The organism is Wenyingzhuangia sp. 2_MG-2023 (assembly GCF_030548295.1).
Classification (GTDB): domain Bacteria; phylum Bacteroidota; class Bacteroidia; order Flavobacteriales; family Flavobacteriaceae; genus Wenyingzhuangia.
Genome location: NZ_JAUOSB010000018.1, coordinates 29751 through 53679 on the forward strand (window position 1 = coordinate 29751; position 23929 = coordinate 53679).

The following is a 23929-nucleotide window of genomic DNA, read 5'->3' on the forward strand; positions in this document are numbered from 1 at the left end:
TCTGTTAAATACAAATCACTACTTTTAAAGTATCAAAAAAGGATTAAACTCACATAAAAATAATACAACATGAAAGTAACTGTAGTTGGAGCTGGTGCCGTTGGTGCATCTTGCGCAGAATACATCGCTATTAAAAACTTTGCCTCAGAAGTAGTCATTGTAGATATTAAAGAAAACTTTGCTGAAGGTAAAGCTATGGACTTAATGCAAACTGCTTCTTTGAACGATTTTGATACTAAAATTATTGGAGCTACAAATGATTATACTAAAACCAAAGGTTCTGATGTAGCTGTTATCACATCTGGAATTCCAAGAAAACCAGGAATGACTCGTGAAGAATTGATTGGAATTAATGCTGGAATTGTTAAACAAGTTTCTGAGAACTTAATCAAACATTCTCCAAACGTTATTATTATTGTCGTATCCAACCCAATGGATACCATGACTTATTTAGCATACAAAGCTACAGGTTTACCAAAAAACAAGATTATTGGAATGGGAGGTGCTTTAGACTCTGGACGCTTTAAATACCGTTTGGCAGAAGCTTTAGAAGCTCCTTTATCAGACATAGACGGAATGGTAATTGGTGGACACTCTGACTCAGGAATGATTCCTTTGACAAGATACGCAACCCGAAACTCCATCCCTGTTTCTCAATTTATTTCAGAAGAAAGACTAGAAGAAGTTGCTCAAGCTACCATGGTAGGAGGTGCAACATTAACTAAAATGCTAGGAACATCTGCATGGTACGCACCAGGTGCTGCTGTATCTGCCATGGTACAAGCAATAGCTACTGACTCTAAAAAAATATTTCCTTGCTCTGCTTACCTAGAGGGTGAATACGGACAATCAGACATCTGTATTGGTGTTCCTTGTATATTAGGAGCTAATGGTATTGAGAAAATTGTCAACATCGAATTGAATGAAGCAGAAGCAACTAAATTCAAAGGCTCTGCAGACGCTGTTAGAAAAACGAATGGTTTGTTAGAAGTCTAAGAGCCACCATAGAAGACTCCTTTATAGAAACCTAGTAATTCTATAGAAAAAGAAAAAAACCAGAGAAGAAACTTTCCCTGGTTTTTTTTACCAACTATTTATTTTATTTTGAAAAACATCTCTAAAAAAATTTCAAAAACAAAAAATCCTTACTAAGCTAATAGTAAGGATTTATGTGATGGCAGAAGGATCTGTACCTTTACATAAACTAAAACAAGCCACAACACAAAACCCCTATAAACAAAGGGATTATAGAAATACAAATCCTAAACAGATTGTATAATATTGCATGAAAGTGAGAAAAAGTGAGAAAATAGTGAGAAACTTAATATATTTGAAGTGTTCAATGTTTACACTTTTACTATGGCAACAATTAGTTTTTCTTTAAAGGGAAAAAACACCCTTAAATCTATTTACCTAAAATTATACTTCAAAGATGAAGTTGGAACAAAACACAATCTTTATAAAAATACTGGTACACAAATAATCGATAGTGATTGGAATGCTAAAACAAAAAGACCTAAAGCAAATACCGATCACAACAAAGTATTAAGGAATCAACTAAACAACTTAGAAGATTTTATAATAGATAATTTTACAAAGGACATTGCTAACAATACAATTATCGATAAGGATTGGCTACAACTTCAAATCGATCTGTTTTTTAAAAGAGTTCATTTAACCTCAACTAGTACCGATTTATTAATTGATTGCATTCAGGAGGTTATTAACACAGCACCTCAACGTCCTAATGGGAAAAACGGTATAGGACTTTCAAAAGATAGAATTAAACACTACAAACGTCTTAAATCGCTTGTTCAAGAATTTCAAACAGAAACTAAAAAGCAATACAGAGTAAAAGACGTAAATAAACGTTTTGCAGTTGAGTTTTTAAGTTACCTAACTGAACGTATGTACGCCACCAGTTACCAACAAAAAAAACTATCTGACATTAAAGTAGTTTGCAACAACGCAAGATCAAACGGTATTGAAATAAGTCCACAATTGCCTGATATTAAAATCACAAGTGTTTCCAATGAATTTATTAATTATTACGATGAAAAAGAAATTGCATTAATTGAAAACCTCAATACCAAAAACAAAGCAATGAACAATGCGATAAAATGGGTGTTACTGGGATGTTACACAGGGCAAAGAGGTAACGACCTTGTAAACCTTACTGAAAAAAACATAGTTGCTAAGAACGGACGTAAATACATTGAAGTGAAACAGGAAAAAACAGGTAAGCCAGTATTTATACCTGTACACACTAAGATTGAAAAAATTATAAAAGATGGTTTTCCTTATCATTTAAACATAAACGGAGAACGTGGGTTAAACAAACGCCTTAAAGAAATTGGTAAACTTGCTGGACTTGATGAGGTTATTAAGGGAAAAAAATACGATAACAGTCTTGAACGTCTTGTACAGGGTAAATATCCTAAATACGAATTAATGAGAACACATGATTTAAGACGCTCCTTTGCTACCAACCTTTACGGAAAACTACCTACAACTGTGATACGTGCCATTACTGGACACAGCACAGAGCAAATGTTATTAAAATACATAGGTAAAACGAATATCGATATGGCTCAACAACTTTCAGAGTACTACGAAAAAGAAGAACTAAAAGCCAATAACAAAGCACCAATGACGGTATTAAAAAAAGCGTCAAACAATTAATAAATAAAAAGCAAAACCTTATTAAAAAAAATAGCTTTAACAAAACATTACCAACAATTATATAATTATGTTAATAACGTTTAAGCTTTTTTTATTCAACTATGTTTAGTTAGTATTAAATTTGTTTAAACGAAAAAAGGCACTGTCCTTACCTAAGTAAATCTAATGCCCTTTAATTTGTACTTCGCACCTACAAAGTTAAGATATTTTAGAAACTAGCAGTAAGGATTTGCCAAATATTATTAATTCAAATCTTTGCCTATGCAAACAGTACAATTTATTCAGGTAACACCTGAGCAATTACAAAACGCTATTTTAGAGGGTGTTAAAACTCAACTTTTAGAGTTTAAAAAACAATTTCAACAACCCGAAGAACTTCTTACTCGAGAAGAAACCGCCAAACTTTTAAAAGTAAACCTCTCAACGTTACATAACTGGCAGAAGCAAAAAAAACTTATTCCTTTTGGTTTACAAGGTCGTGTTTATTACAAGCGTTCGGATATTATGAAAGCTATTATAAAGCTTAATTAACCAACATAATAAACCCAACAAAACTTAACATCTAGTTGCAATAAGCGACCTTTTTAAGCACGTCTTATTGTAACTAGTATTTAAACAGATTAAAGAACCCTTAAAAAAGGTTTTTTAATATCTGAGAGAACAAACACGCTTTAATTTCATCAATTTTTACAATAATTAAAACACTAGTAATCATTGATTAAACTTATAAATTAAGCAAATACACCTAGTACATAGTTTCATTATTAATCCTAATTTATTTGATAGACTTCGTTAAAATAAAAATAAACAATCCTAACATTAAAAAAATAAAAAGTAATCTTTCACTAGATTTTAGACTTGATGTTTCTGAAAAAAATGGGGATTGCACACCCAAAGCAGTAGCAACCTATCATTTTTGCAAGATTACTGTTTATGACAATGGTAATGTTTTGTTTACAGGTAGCATACACAAGCTATTTAACTCTTTAAAAGGAATAAAAGCACCAAACTACCATCCAAACAATTACAAAGGCTACAATGGCAACATATTCACCCTAGAAAACATTTCAGAAGTAAGAGGACACTTATATCAATTATTATTTTGCGAACCTCAACAAATGGAGTTTCAAAATATAGAATTTGGTATCAATACAAATCCTTACTTTAACCCTCAAACTTTTATTTTGGGTTTATTATATCAAATGGGAAAACCTTTTGAGTTTAAATATGAAAGGAAATACGCACAAGTTGAACACAATAGATACATCCTAAAAATTTACAACAAATCAAATCAGTACCATATGGAAAACCATACATTAAGAATTGAAATAAAATGTAGAAAAGCTATAGATTTTGCTTGTACTGGTATTAAAACTTTTGCAGACGTGAACACCTCAACATTAAACAAAGCTTTAGAACTACTTTTAAAACGTTTTGATGAGGTGGTTTACTATGATAAAACCATTAGTAAAAAAGGATTAAACAAAGTTCAAAAGAAAAACCTAAACAACTATTCTAATATTACTTACTGGCTAGAAACCTTAAAACCAAATAAAAGAGACGAACACAAAAAAAAGCTAAAAAACTTTATTAAAAACAATTCTAGCAATTTACACCAACAACTAAGAGATAATTTAATAAAAAAAGGGGTAATAATTAACCGACCCCCTAAAGAACAAAAAAGGATAATAATTAACAGTTCTACTATAGAGTTAAACCTTACCTTAAATAAACTAATCACAAACACTAAAAATTTGTTCTCTTTTAAAACCTGAAAACAACATAACAACCCTATAATTACATATATTTATAATTCTTATTAATAAAATTGCAACCTGTTATAAAATGGCATTATATCAAAAATCAGTACTTAAAAACCATGTTAGTCAACTAGACACAAACAAAGTAGAAAAAGCCTATAAAAAGTACGTTAAACACTTTTTAAACCCTACTATACAGGACAACATAAGAAAATCTAAAGAAGAAGAATATCAAGGTATCTTTTTAACTGATTTGTTTGTAAATATTTTAGACTATACTTTAAAACCTAATGCCGATTTTAATTTAGTTGCTGAATATAAAAACCAAAACAATTCAAGAAAGGCAGACGGGGCAATTTTAAGCAATAACAACGCAATTGCAGTTATTGAGTTAAAAAGTACTAAAACCAAAGATTTAGAAAGCATACGTAAACAGGCATTTGATTATAAGGTAAACCAAAAGGAATGTATTTACGTAATTACGTCTAACTACGAAAAGCTACGTTTTTATATTAATGATGCTACAGAGTTTGAAGAATTTAATTTGTTTGAACTAAGTAAAGACCGTTTTGAATTACTGTATTTATGCTTACATAAAGACAACCTTTTAAACAATTTACCTTTACAAATAAAAGAAGCTTCTATAGTTGTAGAAGAACAAATTACCAACCAATTTTATAAAGATTATTCACTCTTTAAACGCGAATTATATAGAGATTTAGTAAAACGTAATGCAAAGCAGTTAAAAAGCAATAGCACTGTTATTGATAAAAATGATATAGAAGCCAAAACAGAACAATTAAAACTAGAAAAAAATGTAAAACTTACCTTGTTTCAAAAGTCTCAAAAGTTAATAGATAGGTACTTATTTATATTTTTTGCAGAAGACAGGGGTTTATTACCTCCTAACAGTACACAACAAATATTAGACAAATGGAAAGCCGATATAGATTTTGGAGACGTAAGACCCTTATACGGACTATTTAAGCAATATTTTACGTTTTTAGACACTGGTAGAAAGGGAACAACCGCAAGAGCTGAAATTTACGCTTATAACGGTGGATTGTTTAAACAAGATCCTGTTTTAGATAGTTTAGATATAGATAGCGAACTACTTTTTAATCATACTAAAAAATTAGCCGCTTACGATTTTGAAAGCCAAGTAGACGTAAACATACTAGGTCATATTTTTGAAAACTCTTTAAACGAAATTGAAAGCGTTAACGCAGAAATACAAGGGGGCGAATTTGACAAACAAAAAAGTAAGCGAAAAAAAGACGGTGTTTTTTACACTCCTAAATACATTACCAAATACATAGTAGAAAACACCATAGGAAAACTATGTACCGAAAAGAAAACCGAACTAGGTTTTAAAGAAGATGAATATTTTAAAGGACGTAAAAACAGAAACAAAAATACTATAGAAAACTTAGTATCTATTTTAGATATTTATAGAGATTGGTTGCTACAATTAACCATTTGCGACCCCGCCTGTGGGAGTGGTGCATTTTTAAACCAAGCTTTAGACTTTTTAATTAAAGAACACAATTACATAGATGAACTAAAGACCAAAATTTTAGGAGGTGGTTTTGTGTTTCCTGATATAGAAAACACCATATTAGAAAACAATATTTATGGAGTAGATTTAAACGAAGAATCTGTAGAAATTGCAAAACTATCTTTATGGTTGCGAACGGCACAACCCCGCAGAAAATTAAACGATTTAAGTTCTAATATAAAATGTGGTAATTCTTTAATAGATAACAAATCTGTAGCGGGTAACAAAGCTTTTAACTGGCAAACTCAATTCCCTAAAGTATTTGAAAAAGGTGGTTTTGATGTAATTATTGGAAACCCGCCTTATGTTAGAAGCCGTGAATTATTTTCAGAAGATGAAAAAAACTATTACCTAAAGAAATACATTACAACATCTTATCAACTAGATTTATACAAACTTTTTATAGAAAAATCCTGTTTATTGATTAAACAAACAGGTAAAATCTCATTCATAACTCCATCAGTATTCCTAACTAATGACTATGACAAACCTTTACGAGAATTTATTATTAATAGATATTCATTAGAAATTGTTGCATCTAGTGATAAAGATATTTTTAACGATGCGAGTGTCAAGACTGTAACCTTTGTAATTTCATCTTTTAAGGAAAATAATTTTATTGAATTCTATAAAATAGATAAATCAGAATTTCATTTTGAAAAGAAAATATTGCAAAAATCATTCATAGAACAAGATTACTTAATCAACGAGAAATTAGACAGCTTTGCAATTCCTATTTTAAAGAAATTACAAAAGTTCAAAAAAATAGGAGACTATTTTGATATAAAAAATGGTATCAAAGTTCGTAAAGACTTATTGTTTAATTCAAAAAAAGACAGTTTTCATAAACCCTTTATTTTAGGAAAAAATATATTTGAATACTACAACACTTATGATGAATTATATATAGACTACAAACCAGAGAACGAAAAAAAATTTACTAACCAAGCTTTTAGAACAAAAGACATCTTTGAACAAGAAAAACTAATTACTAGACAAATACTAGGTAAAAGGATAATGACTTGTTTTGATGATAAATACTTTTACACGGATCAAACAACTTATGTTATTAATAAAAAAGATGATAAACAATATCTAAAATATTTATTATGTGTAATTAATTCTAAATTGACTTACTACTATTTTACAAACACGTCTTCAGACAACAAAGTTACATTTCCTAAAGTAAAAAGGTCACAATTACTTGAATTACCATATAACCCAATAACAGAACAAAATGCATTCATAAAGCTTTCCAATGAAAAAATTAATGCAGTTAATACTTTTAAAACAAACAGTGGAAAATTTATAAAATATCTTATTTCTCAATATAGCCTAGAAAAACTATCTAAAAAACTACAAAACTGGCACGAGTTAGAATTTGGAGACTTTATAAAAGAACTTAACAAAGCCATTAAAAGCAACAATAAAGAACTATTAAAAGCAGACTTACAACCAGTACCCGTTTTAACTAAAAAAGATGAATTTGAATGGCTAGACTTATTTGAAGAAAACAAACAAAAAGCACAAGACCTACAAAACCAAATAAACCAAACAGATAAAGAAATAGATACTATGGTTTATGCCTTGTATGGTTTAACGGATGAAGAAATACAAATTGTAGAGAACAGTTAATTAAAATATTTTTCTTATATTTATAATGTAGTCATAAGACTCTTTAATTAATAGCAAATTTAAAACCACCTGATTAAATTAGGTGGTTTTTCTTTTATACTAGCTATCCTACTTGTTTGCCAAACTTGAATAAACAAGTTTTTTTCAAAGATTATTTACATCGTTTTTCAAACGGTAAAATAAGTAAGTGCTTTTAGAACGGTAAAAAGAGAATTGCTATTGTTTTCGTATCAATAAAAAAGGAATTATTTTTCGCACGTTAAAAAAGAGAATTACTATTGTTTTTGTATCAATAAAAGGGAGTTGTTCTACCAATAGTAAAAAGAGATCCGTTGTTCTTTATAGTGTAAGAAAATTAATTTTAAGGTTTTTTAGGGGTTACAACACGTGCGTAAGCAACTTTAGAACTTAGCAAAACCTTACTTTTAAAAAAGTTTCATCTATTCAAGCATAAAATAAATTGCTGAGGTACTCTTATTCAATCAATTTTATAAGAATTAAGAACCTTATAAAACCTGACATTAAATCAGTAAAAAAGAGAAAGTGAGAAAATAGTGAGAAATCAACCCTATTAAAAACAAAAAAGACTTGAAAATCAAATGATTAACAAGTCTTTATGTGATGGCAGAAGGATTCGAACCTTCGACCGCCTGCTTAGAAGGCAGGTGCTCTATCCAGCTGAGCTATGCCACCTAATATTTTTCATTTTATCTTTCTGAACTTAGTAAAGAATCACAACAACTTGCTTTCCTTTACGGGATGCAAATATATAACTTCTATTAATATATTTAAAAATAAATTTCATTTTTTTTCAAAACTTATAATTCAGACAAAATTTAGTCTTTTTTAAAGTAGAGTTACTAAAACAAATTGCTATCTATCTAAACCAAAAATCTTGTTTATAAACTGGATATTTGAAACCAACTATTTACTATTTTTTCTTCTGTATTTGGTTTGCTGATGTGAATAAACTCATTTTTAGAAGTATTATAGTCATAATCTTCACCCCAAGTTTCATAATGCTCTGCAACAGTTTTAATAGCATCACATATAAAATTAATCTCAGCATTTGTCATTGTTGGATGTATGGACATTCTAATCCATCCTGGACGTTCCATCAGACAACCTTCTAGTATTTTTTTCTCAATAGCTTTGGATGTTAATTGATCTACGTGTAATAAATAATGACCATAAGTACCCGCACAAGAACAACCACCTCGTGTTTGTATACCAAAACGATCATTCAATAATTTTACAATTAAGTTGTAATGTGCATTATCAATATAGAATGAAAAAATCCCCAATCGATCTTCATGGTTTGGTGCTAACAGTTTTAAATTATCAATTTCTGAAAGCTTTTCAAAAACAATAGTAGTGAGTTCGTGCTCTCTATCTAAAATATTCTGAACTCCCATTTGCTCTTTCAACTCAATAGATAAGGCAATCTTTATCACCTGTAGAAACCCGGGGGTTCCACCATCTTCTCTAGTTTCAATATCATCCAGATAATCATGATCACCCCAAGGATTTGTATAACTTACCGTTCCGCCTCCTGGGTTATCTGGCACTAGATTTTTATAGAGTTTTTTATTAAAAACCAAAACTCCAGACGTACCTGGACCTCCTAAAAATTTATGTGGAGAAAAAGTAATCGCATCTAAATATGCATCTTCACTTTCTGGATGCATATCAATATCAACATAGGGTGCAGAACATGCAAAATCAACAAAACATAGCCCATTATTTTTATGCATGATTTGTGCAACTTCATAATAATTAGTCTGAATACCTGTTACGTTAGAACATCCTGTAATTGCAGCTATCTTTATAGGCCAATCTTTATATTCCTCCAAGAGCATTTCTAATGACTTGATACATGGCAATCCTTCCTTATTTGATGGAATAACTTTTACCCTGGCAATAGTTTCCAACCAAGATGTTTGATTAGAATGATGCTCCATATGAGACACAAAAATTATCGGTCGTTTTTCATCCGGAACCACAGTATGATTCTTTAAATTTTCATTCAATTTAATTCCTAAAATACGCTGGAACTTATTAATAGCCCCTGTCATACCCGTACCTACTGTTATCAACACATCTTCTTTTGAAGCATTTACATGTTGTTTTATCTTATTTCTAGCAATATGATAAGCCTGTGTCATCACACTTCCTGTAATAGATGTTTCAGTGTGTGTATTTGCCACAAAAGGCCCTATTTCATGGGTAAGTGTATCCTCTATAGATTTGTACAACCTACCACTAGCAGTCCAATCAGCATAAATGACTTTTTTTCTCCCATAAGGAGAGTCAAAATATTGATCTATTCCAACTATATTTTCTCTAAAAGGTTTAAAATACGCTTCTAAATTTCGAGAATTATAAATATTTTCCTTGTTTATATTTACCGACATCGGGTTCATCCTTTTATTATTTAACTAAGAAGTGTTTTATTTTAAAAAACTACTATTGAAATTTGAAATCCCTTTTTCTAACCAAGTATTATACAAATCAACATCTGGAGTATAAGCAACAGGATCTATCAAGTTTTCCTCATTATGATCCATAAGCACGTACATAGGCTGTGTATTTGTCTTGTATTTTATCGTTTGAAGTTCACTCCACTTCTGTCCAATATATTTTAATTTCTTACCAGGTTTAAGTTTAGAGTCTACAACTTCACTTGCTTCTAACGGACGCTTATCATCCACATATAATGAAATTAGGATAACATCGTTTTTGAGCTTTTCTAAAACTTTCGATTTTACCCAAACATTTTGCTCCATTTTTCTACAATTTACACATGCATACCCAGTAAAATCTATCATAACTGGTTTTCCTACTTTTTTTGCATAAGCCAAACCTTTATCATAATCATCGAAAGCCAATATATCATGTGGAGGCATTAAATGAGCTCCTTCAGGAAGGTCATCATGATTTGTTGAACCAGATCCTAATTGGGTATTTCCTACACCGTATGGCGATTCACTATAGTGTTGCGGAGGAGAAAAAGCACTAATCAAATTAAGTGGTGCTCCCCAAAGTCCTGGAATCATATAGATTGTAAAAGAAATCACCAACAATCCTAAACCTAATCTACCTACCGAAATATGTGTTAATGGCGAATCGTGTGGTAATTGTATTTTTCCGAACAGATAAAAAGCTAAAGTTCCAAATACAGCAATCCATATCGCAATAAAAACTTCGCGTTCTAACCAATGTAATTGTAAAACCAAATCGGCATTTGATAAAAATTTAAATGCTAATGCTAATTCTAAAAACCCTAAAACAACTTTCACGGTATTTAACCACCCTCCAGATTTTGGTAGCGAATTTAACCAACCTGGAAAAGCCGCAAATAAAGCAAACGGTAAGGCTATTGCTAAAGAAAACCCAAGCATACCTATAATTGGCCCTACTTGACTTCCTCCTGCTGCAGCCTCAACAAGTAACGTTCCTACAATAGGTCCTGTGCAAGAAAATGAAACAATAGCTAATGCTAATGCCATAAAAAAGATACCTATTAACCCTCCCCTATCTGCTTGCGAATCTACTTTGTTTGCCCATGAGTTAGGCAGCATAATTTCGAAAGCTCCTAAAAACGATGCAGCAAACACTAATAACAATATGAAAAATATAATATTAAACCAAACGTTGGTAGATAAAGCATTTAAAGCATCTGCTCCAAATATTAAACTAACCAAAATGCCTAATAACACATAAATTACAATAATCGACAATCCATATATAATAGCATTTTTTATACCTGCAGCTTTTGTCTTACTTTGTTTGGTAAAGAAACTTACCGTCATAGGAATCATAGGGAACACACACGGAGTTAACAAGGCTGTAAAGCCAGAAAGAAATGCGATTAAGAATATTCCCAATAGACCTTTTTTAGAATCTTTTGCATTTACATCAACCGTAGCTACTTCTGTTACTTGTAATTTAGAATCATTAGCAACAACATTGCTGTCTGATAAATTAAATTGTAAATCGACTTCTGTAGGCGGTAAACATCTTGAATCATCGCATACCATAAATTCCACAACACCTTTTAAAGTAGTTTTATCACCTAAAACCTCTACTAATTGTTCGAAAATTGCATTTTTTTCGAAAAATTTAATTTTCATTTCAAAAATAGGATCGTCAATTGTATGCCCTTCTTCCTCTATCGTATTTCCAACGATTTTGAAAGCACCATTTTCATCATCAAACATAAACGTTGTTGGAATTGGACCATTTTCTGGAACGTTCTGCGAATACAAATGCCAACCTGCTTCTATATTTGCTTTTGCAATTAACATGTATTTGCTTTCCGAAATTTTCTCAACAGATGTTTGCCATTTTACAGGTTCTACAATCTGAGAATTCCCAAATGTCACACATAACAAAGAGAATATTAAAATAAGTTTTTTCATTTTTAATGTCTTAATAAATTATTTTATTTCAAAAAATAAATCGCCTTCTGTGGGTGGCAAACATCTAGTATCATCACAGACCATAAACTCTACCGTTGCATTTACTTTGAACGGGACTTTATTTTTAATTGTATTCGTTGTTTAAATACAGCTTTAGTTTCAAAATATTTAATTTCCATATCAAAAATAGGATCATTAATAGTATGTCCTAGACCTTCTTTTGTATTTCCTTTTTTTAAATAATTAGCATTGCTTTTAAAAGAAAAAGTTGTTGGGACAGGTGCGTTTTCTGGCACATTTTGAGAATACAAATGCCAATTTTCATCAATAGTAGCAGTTGCAATTAATTGATATTCCTTCTCTGATGTTTTGACTACTTTTGTAGCCCATTTTACGAGTTCTAAAATTTGAGAATTACCCATCGTAAAAACTAACAAGGCAAGTAATAAGATACATTTTTTCATTTTTATGATTTATCATAGATCTTTAGAAGAGCTATTATCATTAAATAACCCTTTTCTTATTTCTTTGAATAACCAACTCTTACGGAGAAACAATTATTTCTTTGGCTTAAAAACAATTTCGTAAGACTCTACGTCTTTTAAAAGCGTTTTTACAAAGTCTTGAATATCTTTTACCTTTATAGTGTTTACAATATCTTCAAAGTTTTTAGCATCATTCATATTGTAACCTTCACGATAAAAATTGGTTAATAAACTCATATCATAGCGATTGTAATCCTTAGAGTGCTTTCGCTCTTTAATATAGTTGGTAAGCGTTTTATTTAAATCTTCTTCCTTGATATCTCCACTAGAAAACTTATCTATTTCATTATGCACAATGGCAATTAGATTTTCTACTTTATCTGGGTTACAATCAAAATTTACAGAAATACTGACTTCTTCTTTAGGTCTTTTAGATACACTTGCATAAGCTGATGCACCATAAGTACCGCCTTCTTCCTCTCTTAACGTTTCGGTATAACGCAGTGTTAAAATATCTCCTGTCGCACGAGCAATCATTTTATTTTTAAGACTGTACGAAATTTTATTTTTATATGAAACCCTTACTGAACTTTTAGGGTTTTCCATTTTTAGATAAATGTCTTTATCTATTTTTTTATTCACCCAAACGCTAGAATTATCTTTCCAATTTTCTTTTATATCGTTAGAAGGAATACTTGCAACATATTTTTCTAGTAATGGTTTTAATACCCCCTTTTTAATATCACCAACAATAAAAAATTCAAAATCTGAAGCATTTTTAAATCTATCATTATAGATACTTTTAATTTTCTCAAAGGAGATATCGGCAATAAAATCATCGTTTAACAGACGTTGTTTTGGATTTTTGCATCCATAAAGTGTAACAGTAATACTATCTCTCATTTTTTCGCCAAGATCCTCTTTTCGCCTAATTTTATAATTTTCTAATTGTTCAATAATTTGCTTGTAGCCACTCTCATCAAAACGTGGTTTCACAAATCTAAGATATACCATTTGCAGTAGCGTCTCTGCATCTTTTGTAACAGAAGAGCCATAAACCATTTCAACAAGGTTATTTATATAAATATTTGTATTCGCAGTTTTACCAGCCATTACTTTTTTAAGATCTGTAGAAGAATAGTCACCAAGTCCTGAATTACCAATAACAGATTTTATGTATTTCGCAGACGGTAAATCGCTATCTTTTAAAAGTGATAAACCTCCATTACTTACAGCACTAAACGAGACATCATTAGCATTTTTATTAGCAAATTTATAATGTACTTTAACACCATTACTCAAAGTAAAAGTTGTAGCATCTAAAGTTTCATTTTCTTTTTCAGAAACAATTGTTCCTGCTTTAATATCTAAACCTGAAGTTAAAGTTTTTCCTGCAAAATCATCAGTATAAGCAACTATAGAGGCATCATTTTCAACTTCATTTAAAATCTTTAAAGCATCTTCTTGAGTTAAATTGTTATTTCCTTTTACGCCTGTAGCGGTTAAAAATCTATTTTTATCTGTATACAGATTTTTGAGAGCCGTATGAATTTCATCAGCTGTTAGTGTACTAAAAATTGATTTCGTGATCTCAAACTCTCCTTCAATATCTGTTAATATTTCATTACTCAAATAATCCTGTTGGATTGATTTAGAAATACTCCTGTGAGATTTATCCTCTTTTTTACTTATTTGGTTATCGTAGTAATTTGTAAAATTAATAATTGTTCTATCAATTTCTGCTTGGGTAAAACCAAATTTAACAGCTCTATTCACTTCAGTCATGGCAGACTTGAATGCTGCGTGTTGTTGGTTTGGTTTTGGATATACAGAAACCTTGAATGCTTTTGTAGATCTAGTATCACCACTAAAATTAATAAAAGTAGTTAAAAAAGGAGCATCTGGTTTTATAGACAATTCTTGTATTCTAGCAGATAACATGCTAGTAATCATATTATTTATTAAAGAGGTTTTTAAGTTTGAAACCGTACCTTTATTTGAAGGTTGAGGATGTCTTATTGCAAAAGAAATGCTAGAAGTAGCTACTTCTTCATCCATTGCCATAGAATAAATTAAATTCTGGTTCTCTGGAATTTTTACTACAAAACGTTCTTTAGGATTTTCTACTACCGGAATTGAAGAGAACATGTTTTTAATTTTTTGCTCCACTTCATCAACATTAACATCTCCCACTATGGCTATAGCCTGCAAATCAGTCCTATACCAATCATGATAAAAATCGCGTAATGTTTTGTATTCAAAATTCTCTACGATGTCCATTAAACCTATAGGCATACGTTTTGCATATTTTGAGTTATTAAACATGGTAGGCATATTTTTTTGAAAAACTCTCATACCACCATTTTGGCGTGTTCGCCATTCTTCTTTAATAACACCACGTTCTGCATCTATTTCTTCATCGGTAAGCAGTAAGTAGTTAGACCAATCTTTTAAAACTAAAAGTCCCGTATCGATAAGCTCTGGAGTTGTTGGTATATTATTAATGTTATAAACCGTTTCATCAAAAGATGTGTATGCATTAATATCTCTTCCAAATACCAAACCATGTTTTTGCATGGTGTTTAAAATACCTTTGCCTTTAAAATTTTCGGTACCATTAAATGCCATATGCTCTAAAAAGTGTGCAAGGCCTTGTTGGTTGTCATTCTCTAAAACTGAACCCACATTTTGTATAATGTAATAACTGGCTACATCTTTGGTGACATCGGTATTTTTAATATAATAAGTTAGACCGTTTTCTAAAACACCTTTGCGTATAGATTGATCTATTGGCAGTTTTTGATTTAAGTTTAATGACGATATATTTGTCTCCTCCTTTTCTATTGAAGAATTTTCTAAGGGATTTGTTGACCTGTTTACATTAGTTGTTTTACAACTTATTAATGCGACTACTAAGGCCACAGAAAATATTAGGTTACTTTTTTTCATTTAGTTTATTTTAAAAATCATTGTAGTATTGCTTTTTTATTCAATACTTTACTTGAATTGTTATCACTTCTTTTTTTACAAGAGATTGCACAAAATATTACAAATAATGTAATACAAAGCACTGCTTGTTTAAATAGTTTTTTCACTATTTTTAAAGACCTTTTTTTGTAAAAAGTTCTATTAGTTTTCCTTCTGAAGGTCTTGGCGCTTGGGCTGAAATAATCTTCCCTTCTGGGTCTAAAAATATAAACCAAGGAATACCAGAAATGTTATAATCTTTATAGAACTGTGATTGTGTGTCTTTATCTGCTAACAATTGAACGCCTCCCATATTTTTTTCTTTAATCATCCTTTCCCATTTGGCTTTGTCCTTTTGTCTATCTACAGAAATACTTAAAAAGACTATATTCTTATCATGGTATTGCTTCTCAACTTTTTCTAAGAAAGGAATCTCTTTCTTACACGGGCTACACCATGTTGCCCATAAATCTATATAAACGTATTTGCCTAAAAAATCGTCTAAGGAAGATGTACCTCCATTATAGTTACAATAATCTTTAAATTTTGGAGATATTTTACCTACCAATTTTGATGGATTATTCTTTCTTTTATTTAAAAATACTGCCTCGGTATCGTCTATGCTTTTTTCTTTATAAGCAATGAAAATAGTATCATCAAATTTTAGATTTTTTAAATCTGTTCTTCTATCATCATAGTAGGTCATTACCCTTCTACTATAATCTGAATCTGATAGTGTATCTAATCCTAACGTAAAACCGATTTTCGAAATATTCTTGGCATCTTCTATTAAGTAGTTATTAACATCTGCTCCAATACCTGTAAACTTTACTGTTTCTATTTGATTTTCAGCATCAAAAGTCATATTTAAATCATACCCATTTCTTAAGAAAACTCTTAGCGCTAATGATTTTCCATCCATAATGTAGTAGGTGGTAGGACTGCTAGAAAATGTTTCTGAGAACGCCCCATCTTTATTAATTTTAATAGACCTCCTCTGTGTACTATCTATACTGTTATACCCAATTAGCATTAAAGAATCTGAATTATTGTTTATAATTTTGCCAGAAAATGTCACATCGTTTTTAGGTTCTTGTGTTTCTTTTTTACAAGATGTATTTATAACCACTAAAAAAAGTGATACGATACAAACGAGGCTTCGTTTTAATTTATTCATAATATTAAATTTGTTTTTTTATAGTGATTTGTAAACTGTAGAAGAAATAGTACTTCAACTTTAGCATTCTTTATTAATAGTATAATTTCTAAAAGAAGCTAAATAAAAAAATGATAGTCTTTTATTTATTAATTAGTATCCAGGGTTTTGAGGTTCTAAGTTAGGATTTAATAATAAATCTGACTGAGGTAAAGGATAGAGTACATCTGTAGCTTCCCAATCGGTATGAGATGGAATGGCACTCATTACATCATCTGCCTGTCCTGTTCTTACTAAGTCGAACCAACGTTGTCCAGATTCTCCCAATAACTCAATACGTCTTTCTTGCATTATCGCAGTTAATAAAGCTTTTCTTGTTCTTGCTGGTGTTTCACCTAAAGACGCTCTAGAACGTACCAAATTTAGATCATCTTGTGATCCAGAGATATTATTTAACTGTGCTCTTGCCTCTGCACGGATTAAATATTGTTCTGCCAAACGGAATAATTTGTAGCGTTCAATAGTAGCATCTTGAACAGATCCTGATTTATATTTAAAGAGATTCGTTTTGGTAGTAAATGTGGCGAAATCAAGAATATCAACAGTCCAAGTACTTCGTCTAGAATCGCCAGGTTCAAAAGCTGCAACTGTTTCAAGACTTAAACTATTAGTAACAAGAAACGGACTAAGATTAAAAGCGACGCCATGAGGTGTGTTTCTGTTAACTACGGTCTCATCAAATTGCCAAATAGTTCCTGTGCTATTACTTAAAAACACATTATTTAAATTTGATTCCCACACATATAATGGGTTGTTAATAACCAAACTACTTTCTATTTCTGCATTTACCCACTCTTCCATAAATATATAGGCTCTAGCTAATAATGCTGATGCGGTTCCTTTGTTGGGGCGAACTCTGTTAGAATCATTATAATTATTTTGCATTAAATTTTTTGCTAATAATAAATCCTCGATAATGTTATCATAAATATCAGCAATTGGTGTTCTAGAGGCTAAAGCATTTTCTTCAAAATTGGAGCTTTTTAAATAGGGTACATCACCATATAATTTTACTAAATGAAAATGTGTATATGCTCTACAAAAATAAGCTTCACCTAACAGTTGGTTTCTAGCATCACTATCTGGAATGGAGGAGCTCATAAGACCCTCAATAGCTCTATTGGAAGCTTGTATAATGTTGTAAGATTCTGACCATGTATTAACAACCACATCACTTTCTGGGTTTAAATCATTTTTGCTTTGATTAATTACAGGAGTACCAAAAGCTTCGTTATCTAGTCTCAATTCGTCTGAATATAAACCCAAAAATATTGATGTTCCAAAAAAATTATCATCAACAAAAGATTCACTAGATTTCATGAGTGTGTAAATACCCGATAGGGCTGTGTTTGCGGTGGTTATGCTCTCAAAAATCACATCACCAGCGGCTAGTTGTGGAGGTGTATCTATATCGACAAAATCATCTTGACAACTAAAAGTTATCACTAAACAAAAAAGTGATACCATTTTAGTGCTTATTAATTTTTGCGTTTTAAAAAAGGTAATTAATCTATCTGTTATTTGTATATATATTTTCATAATATTTTTTTAAAATGTAAACTGAGCTCCAAATGTTATGGTTCTATATAAAGGAATGGCACGCTCTGGGTCCCAACCCTCATATTTGGTAAGCGTTAGTAAGTTTTGAGCCTGTAAATAAACACGTGTTGTAAACGCATTGGTTACTTCTTTAGGTACTGTATAGCCTATAGATAGGTTTTGAAGACGTATAAAAGATCGGTCTCCCCATGCACCATCGCTACCTCTAAATATAGTTGCTGCGTCAGTAGCCTCAATATCGTTAGACCTAACTGTTGTTAAACGTTGTGTGTCTGTAATATCTCCAGGTTGCTGCCATCTGTCTAAAATATCTGTTGTAAAAGCGGTAAGTCCAGGTTGAGAACCTGCGTGTATTAGCGCACCATCTCTCTTAGTAAAATTAAATGTAAAGCTCGCATCAAAATTTTTGTAATTGATGTTGTTACTCAAACCACCAAAAAATTTAGAATCATTTTTTAGTAGTACTTGAGCATCATCAATACCAAAACGATCAATTATTCCATTGCCACTAAAATCAGTAAACGTATATAATCCTGTCTGTGGATCTACGCCATTAAACTCAAAAGCTCTAAATGAATTAATAGATTCTCCGACCACTAAACGGTTTCTAAATGCGTTATTGTTTTCTAAATCAGGAAATTCCAAAAGTTCATTTTTAGGTATGGTAATGTTAAAATTTGTAGTCCATCTAAAGCTTTCATTTTGAATGTTAATCGTTGTTAACTCTAGTTCTAACCCTTTATTTTGAATTACCGCAGGTAAGTTCTCTAAAACACCAGTAAACCCAGAAGTTGCAGGTAATGGTCGTAGAAGTAATTGGTTGGTTGTTCTGTTTTGGTAGTACGACGCATCAAAATTTATACGATTGTTTAAAAATCCTAAACTAAGACCTACTTCAAATTTATTTACACCTTCCCAAGAATAGTTTGGGTTGGCTAAACCTGCTGGTACATTACCTTGTACTCCAGAGTAGAAACCAGTTGTGTTTCTATATAAATCTAAATATCCAAAATCACCAATATTGTCACTTCCTGTACGTCCATAACTAGCTCTCAACTTTCCAAAACTAAGGGCAGCATTGTTTTTTAGAAAATTTTCTTCGCTAAACACCCAAGCCGCACCTACTGAGCCAAAAGTAGAAAAACGTTTATCTTCACCAAATCGGCTAGAGCCATCTCTACGTCCACTAAAATTTATGATGTATTTGTCTTTTATGTTATAACCAATTCTACCAAAATAAGCTGCATAAGCATAAGGTATTTCTGCCTTATCTATTAGAACATCTGCGGCAGAACCTATATTATAAATAAAAGCATCATCTGCAAAGTTTGAGGCTTTCGTAAAATTAGCTACTGTATTACGATCGTTATAAGTGGCCCCCACTAAAACAGACATTCTCCCTGGTCCAACTTTACCATTCCAGTTCAGCTGAGGTTCAAAATTATAAGATGATGTTTTGCCTGTATTTATAAGTAAAGAAGAGTTCGCTGGATTTGCAGAAACAGGGTTCAAAGGATTATTGAAAGACGCTCTATCCGTTCTACTCTCACCAGAAGTGTTTAGATTATAGCCTAAGTTTACAGACATTTTTAAATTTGGTAAAAACTCATATGCTATAATTGATGAGGCTATCAAATTCGTTGTAGTGGCATTAAAATCATCTACTGTTGGCGATAATGGATTAGAATCTACAGCGTCTATAAAAGTTAAATCACCATTTTCATCTATTAAATCAGGTCTATTAGGCACAAGACCTACACCATTTATAAAATTGGAAACTGGGTAATTTGCTTCGGTACTCACATAAGAAGCATTAAGAGCTATACTAAATTTATCATCTTCAGACCTGTGGTTAATACTCGATTGTATTGATATTTTCTCGAAAGTATTATTTTCACCAGGAATAGTAGGCGACTCTGTAGAGAAACCACCACCTATATTAAATTGTGTTCTTTTACTTCCACCGGAGATGGCTAATTGAGCATTGTTTATTTGCCCTGTATTACCTAAAAAAAAGTCTTGCCAATCAGTATACTTATCTTCAGAGTATGTGCCATTTAAATCAAAATCACGCGGACCAATTTCTGTTAAAGGAAAACCATTGGCCGTATCAAAAGCTTGGTCATTTGCAAAAGACTCTCGTCTAATTTCTAAGTGTTGTTCTGTATTTAAATATGACCTTTTTCTTGTTAAAGCATTAAACCCAGTAAACACATTAACATCGAAAACGGTTTTACCTGCTTTACCTTTTTTGGTTGTAATTAAAACAACACCATTAGCACCTCTAGACCCATAAATAGCAGTAGCATCTGCATCTTTTAAAACCTCTATACTTTCTATATTATTAGGATTTATACCTTGTAAAGGATTTATACCTCCGGGAAGAATAACTTGGCTCGTAAGTCCGTTATCTAAATTAGCACCAGTATTTAAATTTAAAGGCGTACCATCTACAATGTATAATGGATCACCTCCATTAAGGCTATTAAACCCTCTTATAAAAATTTGAAAACCGCTACCAGGTGTTGAAGACAATTGGCGGATCTCTACACCTGCCATCCTACCTTGAATGGTTCCTAAAGGATTTGTAACAGGTTGTTTTTCGATGTCCTTAGAAGACACTTTACCAATATTACCAGTAGAAGTTGAGCGTTCCGTTTTATAGTAACCACCGTTAATAACGACTTCCTCTAATTGACTTATATCCTCTTTAAGAGTGACATTGATAACCGTTTGGTTACCAACCGTAATCTCTTGAGTATCTGCACCCAAGTATGAGAATACCAATACATTCTCTAGGTTTTGTACCGTAATAGAATATTTACCTTCAAGATCTGAAGTTGTTCCTTTGATGGTGCCTTTTATTAATACGGTTACTCCTGCTATAGCAATACCATCTGTATCTGTAATTCTACCTGTAACACTTCTTTGTTGTTTTGAGGTCTTTTGATCTTTTATGAGTATGGTATTATTTTTTGTTAAAATGATATTTAAATCACCACTTTGTAAACACTTTTGTAAAAGTTTATTTAGTCTGATACTCCCTTTTTTAACTTCAATGATAGGATAATGATTAAAAACACCCTCTTGATAAATAAATTTGTAATCAGTTTGCTCCATGACAAGATCAAAAACCTGATCTACAGTAAGCTTACTATCCTCTTCTATTTTAATTTTAGAATTTTGAGATACTAAATTACTAGGTATAAAACCGAAAACTGTTGTGAAACACAAGAAAATAAATGTTTTCATAATGATTTGTAAATACCTTTCTCTAAACAAGAAAAAGACATTGGTTAATTTAACTTTCATAAATTTGTGGTGTTAGTTAGACATTTGATTTAATTAATAGTAACAGAAGGGATTGAAGCTCGTACTGCCAGGTATATACTTCTTTCCCTTTTTATTTTAAAATGATTGTTTTATTATTTATTTCATAGTTATTTATAATACTAGAATTTTTTATTGAAGCTAGAATGTCTTCAATAGTTTGATTCCTACCTAAAACACCTCTAAACTTGATTAACTCTAGAGACTTATTTTCAAAAACCACATCAAAATCATACCATCTTGATAAAACATTCATAATCTCTTTTAATGCTTTTCCCTTAAAATAGAAATTGCCATCTCTCCAAGATGTTGCGCTTTTAACATCAACAGCATGAACAGCTATTTCTTTGCCCCCTATTTTGGTTATAGACTGTTCTCCCGGTTTAAGTACTATTCCATTAAATCTATTGCTTATCGCTACTATCCCCTCAATTAAGGTTGTGTAAATAGCATCTTCATCTTTATAACCTGAGATATTAAACTCAGTTCCTAAAACTTCTACTTCCTGTGACTCTGTTAATACTTTAAATTTTGCACCTTCATGATCTGTACTTGGTGACACATCAAAATATACCTCTCCATAAACCAATTCAACTAATCTGGTTTCACCTTTCTCAAAAGTTACAGGGTATTTTATTTGCGATTCGGAATTTAACCAAACCTTTGTACCATCTGATAGCATTATTTGGTATTTACCACCCCTTGGAACGGTCAAATAATTATATGCAATTCCCTCTTTAGCTTTATTTGATGATTTATAAACTAATTCTTCACCATCACATTCTAAATTTTCAGAAATGTATTGCTTTCCTTTTTCTAAGACCACCACAGTGCCGTCTTCTAAAGTTAAAAGAGCTTTGTCTGTACCTATTTTGATATTGTTGTTAGCAATAACTGGACTGACAATTTCTTCAATTTTATCCTTTTTCATTAAAAACGTAATGGAAATTAATAGTGCAATAGATGCCGCAGCAACATATTTTAAATAACCGGTTTTCTTGGTTGCAACTGATTTAATTTGCTTTTCTATCGATTCCCAACCCTTTTCAATGTCAATTAAAAAATGCTCTTCTTCATAATTCTCCTTAACCTTATTAAAATACGCTTTATGAAGATCAGACTCGTCATACCATTTCTGAAAAACAATAGTTTCTTCTTCGGAAAGAGAATTATTTATTTTCTTTACTATTAATTTAAATTCCATCTTAAGTACCTTATTTACTATGCTTTAACAATAAGACAACAATAAAGTAATAATGGGTGACAACAATAAATCAACAACAAGCAATTAGAAGGGTACTGTTTTTAAGTATTTTTAAGAAAAATGGATTAAAACCAAAAAAAAGAATCAATATTGATTGACCTGAAATAAAAGAATTAAAATTATTATCATTTCCGTAATTTTATTTTTTGCTCTTTTTAACTGAGTTTTAACTGTATTTACGGAAATATCTAGTTCTTCAGCAATTTCTGAGTATTTATAATTGTGCAAAAACTTAAACTTTACTACTTGCTGCATCTTTTCAGGAAGACTTTCAATAATTTTTAAGATTTGATGATACACAATTGTCTTATCCTCTTCTGAAGTAGGATTAGAATTAAAAACATATTCTGTGATTAGATTGACGTTAAAATCTAGTAGTTCAAGATTATCTGTAATTTTTATCGATTTTAAATAATTAAAACACCTATTTCTAACCATAACATATAAATAACCTCTCAAAGAAGTTTCAATATTCAATTTACTGGCATGCTCCCATATATAAATAAAAATCTCTTGCACAATGTCTTCACTAGAATCTTTATCAAAAAGATATCCATTGGCATATACAACTAGTTCTTCATAATGTTTGTCAAAAAAGTTTTTAAAGACTTTTTTGTTTTTTTTACTTATTTCCTCAAGTATAAGGTTCATTAAGCAAAGGGAATTTTGTGAATTTAAACGACCAAAACTATAAAAAAGAAAATGATTACAAACTGCTAAATAGCAGCAGGCTAAAAGAGGATCAATCGAATCAAATTCAAAAGTTGTATCTTGGCAAAATTTTTTTTTTAATCTAAAGAGGAAGAATTCTACATTTCTAACCCCTCTAAATTGAACTCTAAAAGCTTTAATTTTAGCATTGAAAGATTCAGCAGCAGCATTGGCGCTTCTATTTACAAAGTAATTTATAGTAATTGTATTTACTACAAATTTAAATTGATTAAATCGTGAGTTCTCTAGAATCAAGACAAATTGGGATCAAGACAAATTGTTGTGTTTACGCAAAAATATTGGTTAATCTAAAAAGGAAGAATTCTAGATTTCTAACGCC

The 23929-nt window shown here is 31.0% G+C and carries 14 protein-coding genes and 1 tRNA gene; 5 read left to right on the forward strand and 10 right to left on the reverse strand.

The features are described 5' to 3' along the window. Positions 1–69: 69 nt before the first annotated feature. The 5 genes from Q4548_RS14100 (at position 70) to Q4548_RS14120 (ending at position 7635) form a co-directional block, all read left to right on the forward strand. Positions 70–996, forward strand: a complete 927-nt coding sequence (locus tag Q4548_RS14100; protein ID WP_303456058.1) for a malate dehydrogenase — start codon at positions 70–72, stop codon at positions 994–996. Positions 997–1359: 363 nt separating this feature from the next. Then, positions 1360–2682 (forward strand): tyrosine-type recombinase/integrase, encoded by a 1323-nt coding sequence (locus Q4548_RS14105; RefSeq protein WP_303456059.1) that lies wholly within the window; start codon positions 1360–1362, stop codon positions 2680–2682. A 261-nt stretch (positions 2683–2943) separates the two neighbouring features. Next, the gene (locus tag Q4548_RS14110; protein ID WP_303456060.1) at positions 2944–3213 is read left to right on the forward strand and encodes a helix-turn-helix domain-containing protein; all 270 of its coding nucleotides are present in this window, start codon (positions 2944–2946) and stop codon (positions 3211–3213) included. 248 nt (positions 3214–3461) lie between these two features. Beyond that, the gene (locus tag Q4548_RS14115; RefSeq protein ID WP_303456061.1) at positions 3462–4457 is read left to right on the forward strand and encodes a hypothetical protein; all 996 of its coding nucleotides are present in this window, start codon (positions 3462–3464) and stop codon (positions 4455–4457) included. A 70-nt stretch (positions 4458–4527) separates the two neighbouring features. Further along, positions 4528–7635 carry an Eco57I restriction-modification methylase domain-containing protein gene (locus Q4548_RS14120; RefSeq protein WP_303456062.1) on the forward strand — a complete coding sequence of 1036 codons (3108 nt, stop codon included), beginning with the start codon at positions 4528–4530 and terminating at the stop codon, positions 7633–7635. 619 nt (positions 7636–8254) lie between these two features. Here Q4548_RS14120 and Q4548_RS14125 read toward each other — a convergent pair. The 10 genes from Q4548_RS14125 to Q4548_RS14170 form a co-directional block, all read right to left on the reverse strand. Continuing rightward, positions 8255–8328: transfer RNA gene (locus Q4548_RS14125), tRNA-Arg, on the reverse strand. 206 nt (positions 8329–8534) lie between these two features. Continuing rightward, positions 8535–10049: an aminotransferase class V-fold PLP-dependent enzyme gene (locus Q4548_RS14130; RefSeq protein ID WP_303456064.1), complete on the reverse strand. Its 1515-nt coding sequence runs from the start codon at positions 10047–10049 to the stop codon at positions 8535–8537. A 36-nt stretch (positions 10050–10085) separates the two neighbouring features. Continuing rightward, entirely contained in the window at positions 10086–12056 is a 1971-nt protein-coding gene (locus Q4548_RS14135; protein ID WP_303456066.1) for a cytochrome c biogenesis protein CcdA, read from the reverse strand. Positions 12057–12157: 101 nt separating this feature from the next. Further along, on the reverse strand, positions 12158–12520 hold the full coding sequence (locus tag Q4548_RS14140) for a protein-disulfide reductase DsbD domain-containing protein (RefSeq protein ID WP_303456068.1): 363 nt from the start codon (positions 12518–12520) through the stop codon (positions 12158–12160). 93 nt (positions 12521–12613) lie between these two features. Further along, positions 12614–15490 (reverse strand): pitrilysin family protein, encoded by a 2877-nt coding sequence (locus Q4548_RS14145; protein ID WP_303456070.1) that lies wholly within the window; start codon positions 15488–15490, stop codon positions 12614–12616. A gap of 151 nt (positions 15491–15641) precedes the next feature. Next, positions 15642–16685 (reverse strand): TlpA disulfide reductase family protein, encoded by a 1044-nt coding sequence (locus Q4548_RS14150; RefSeq protein ID WP_303456071.1) that lies wholly within the window; start codon positions 16683–16685, stop codon positions 15642–15644. A gap of 132 nt (positions 16686–16817) precedes the next feature. Beyond that, a complete protein-coding gene (locus Q4548_RS14155; protein ID WP_303456073.1) occupies positions 16818–18263 on the reverse strand; it encodes a RagB/SusD family nutrient uptake outer membrane protein in 1446 nt (481 codons plus the stop codon). A 9-nt stretch (positions 18264–18272) separates the two neighbouring features. Beyond that, positions 18273–21596, reverse strand: a complete 3324-nt coding sequence (locus Q4548_RS14160) for a SusC/RagA family TonB-linked outer membrane protein (RefSeq protein WP_303456074.1) — start codon at positions 21594–21596, stop codon at positions 18273–18275. 91 nt (positions 21597–21687) lie between these two features. Then, complete coding sequence (locus Q4548_RS14165) at positions 21688–22818, reverse strand: FecR family protein (protein WP_303456076.1); 1131 nt, start codon at positions 22816–22818, stop codon at positions 21688–21690. Between the two features lie 144 nt (positions 22819–22962). Further along, entirely contained in the window at positions 22963–23844 is an 882-nt protein-coding gene (locus tag Q4548_RS14170) for an RNA polymerase sigma-70 factor (RefSeq protein WP_303456078.1), read from the reverse strand. Positions 23845–23929: the final 85 nt, after the last annotated feature.

Bases quoted from the DNA above. Each gene is read 5' to 3' on its own strand.
- Q4548_RS14100 (WP_303456058.1), top strand. From the start codon at position 70: ATGAAAGTAACTGTAGTTGGAGCTGGTGCCGTTGGTGCATCTTGCGCA.
- Q4548_RS14105 (WP_303456059.1), top strand. From the start codon at position 1,360: ATGGCAACAATTAGTTTTTCTTTAAAGGGAAAAAACACCCTTAAATCT.
- Q4548_RS14110 (WP_303456060.1), top strand. From the start codon at position 2,944: ATGCAAACAGTACAATTTATTCAGGTAACACCTGAGCAATTACAAAAC.
- Q4548_RS14120 (WP_303456062.1), top strand. From the start codon at position 4,528: ATGGCATTATATCAAAAATCAGTACTTAAAAACCATGTTAGTCAACTA.
- Q4548_RS14130 (WP_303456064.1), bottom strand. From the start codon at position 10,049: ATGTCGGTAAATATAAACAAGGAAAATATTTATAATTCTCGAAATTTA.
- Q4548_RS14135 (WP_303456066.1), bottom strand. From the start codon at position 12,056: ATGAAAAAACTTATTTTAATATTCTCTTTGTTATGTGTGACATTTGGG.
- Q4548_RS14140 (WP_303456068.1), bottom strand. From the start codon at position 12,520: ATGAAAAAATGTATCTTATTACTTGCCTTGTTAGTTTTTACGATGGGT.
- Q4548_RS14145 (WP_303456070.1), bottom strand. From the start codon at position 15,490: ATGAAAAAAAGTAACCTAATATTTTCTGTGGCCTTAGTAGTCGCATTA.
- Q4548_RS14150 (WP_303456071.1), bottom strand. From the start codon at position 16,685: ATGAATAAATTAAAACGAAGCCTCGTTTGTATCGTATCACTTTTTTTA.
- Q4548_RS14155 (WP_303456073.1), bottom strand. From the start codon at position 18,263: ATGAAAATATATATACAAATAACAGATAGATTAATTACCTTTTTTAAA.
- Q4548_RS14160 (WP_303456074.1), bottom strand. From the start codon at position 21,596: ATGAAAGTTAAATTAACCAATGTCTTTTTCTTGTTTAGAGAAAGGTAT.
- Q4548_RS14165 (WP_303456076.1), bottom strand. From the start codon at position 22,818: ATGGAATTTAAATTAATAGTAAAGAAAATAAATAATTCTCTTTCCGAA.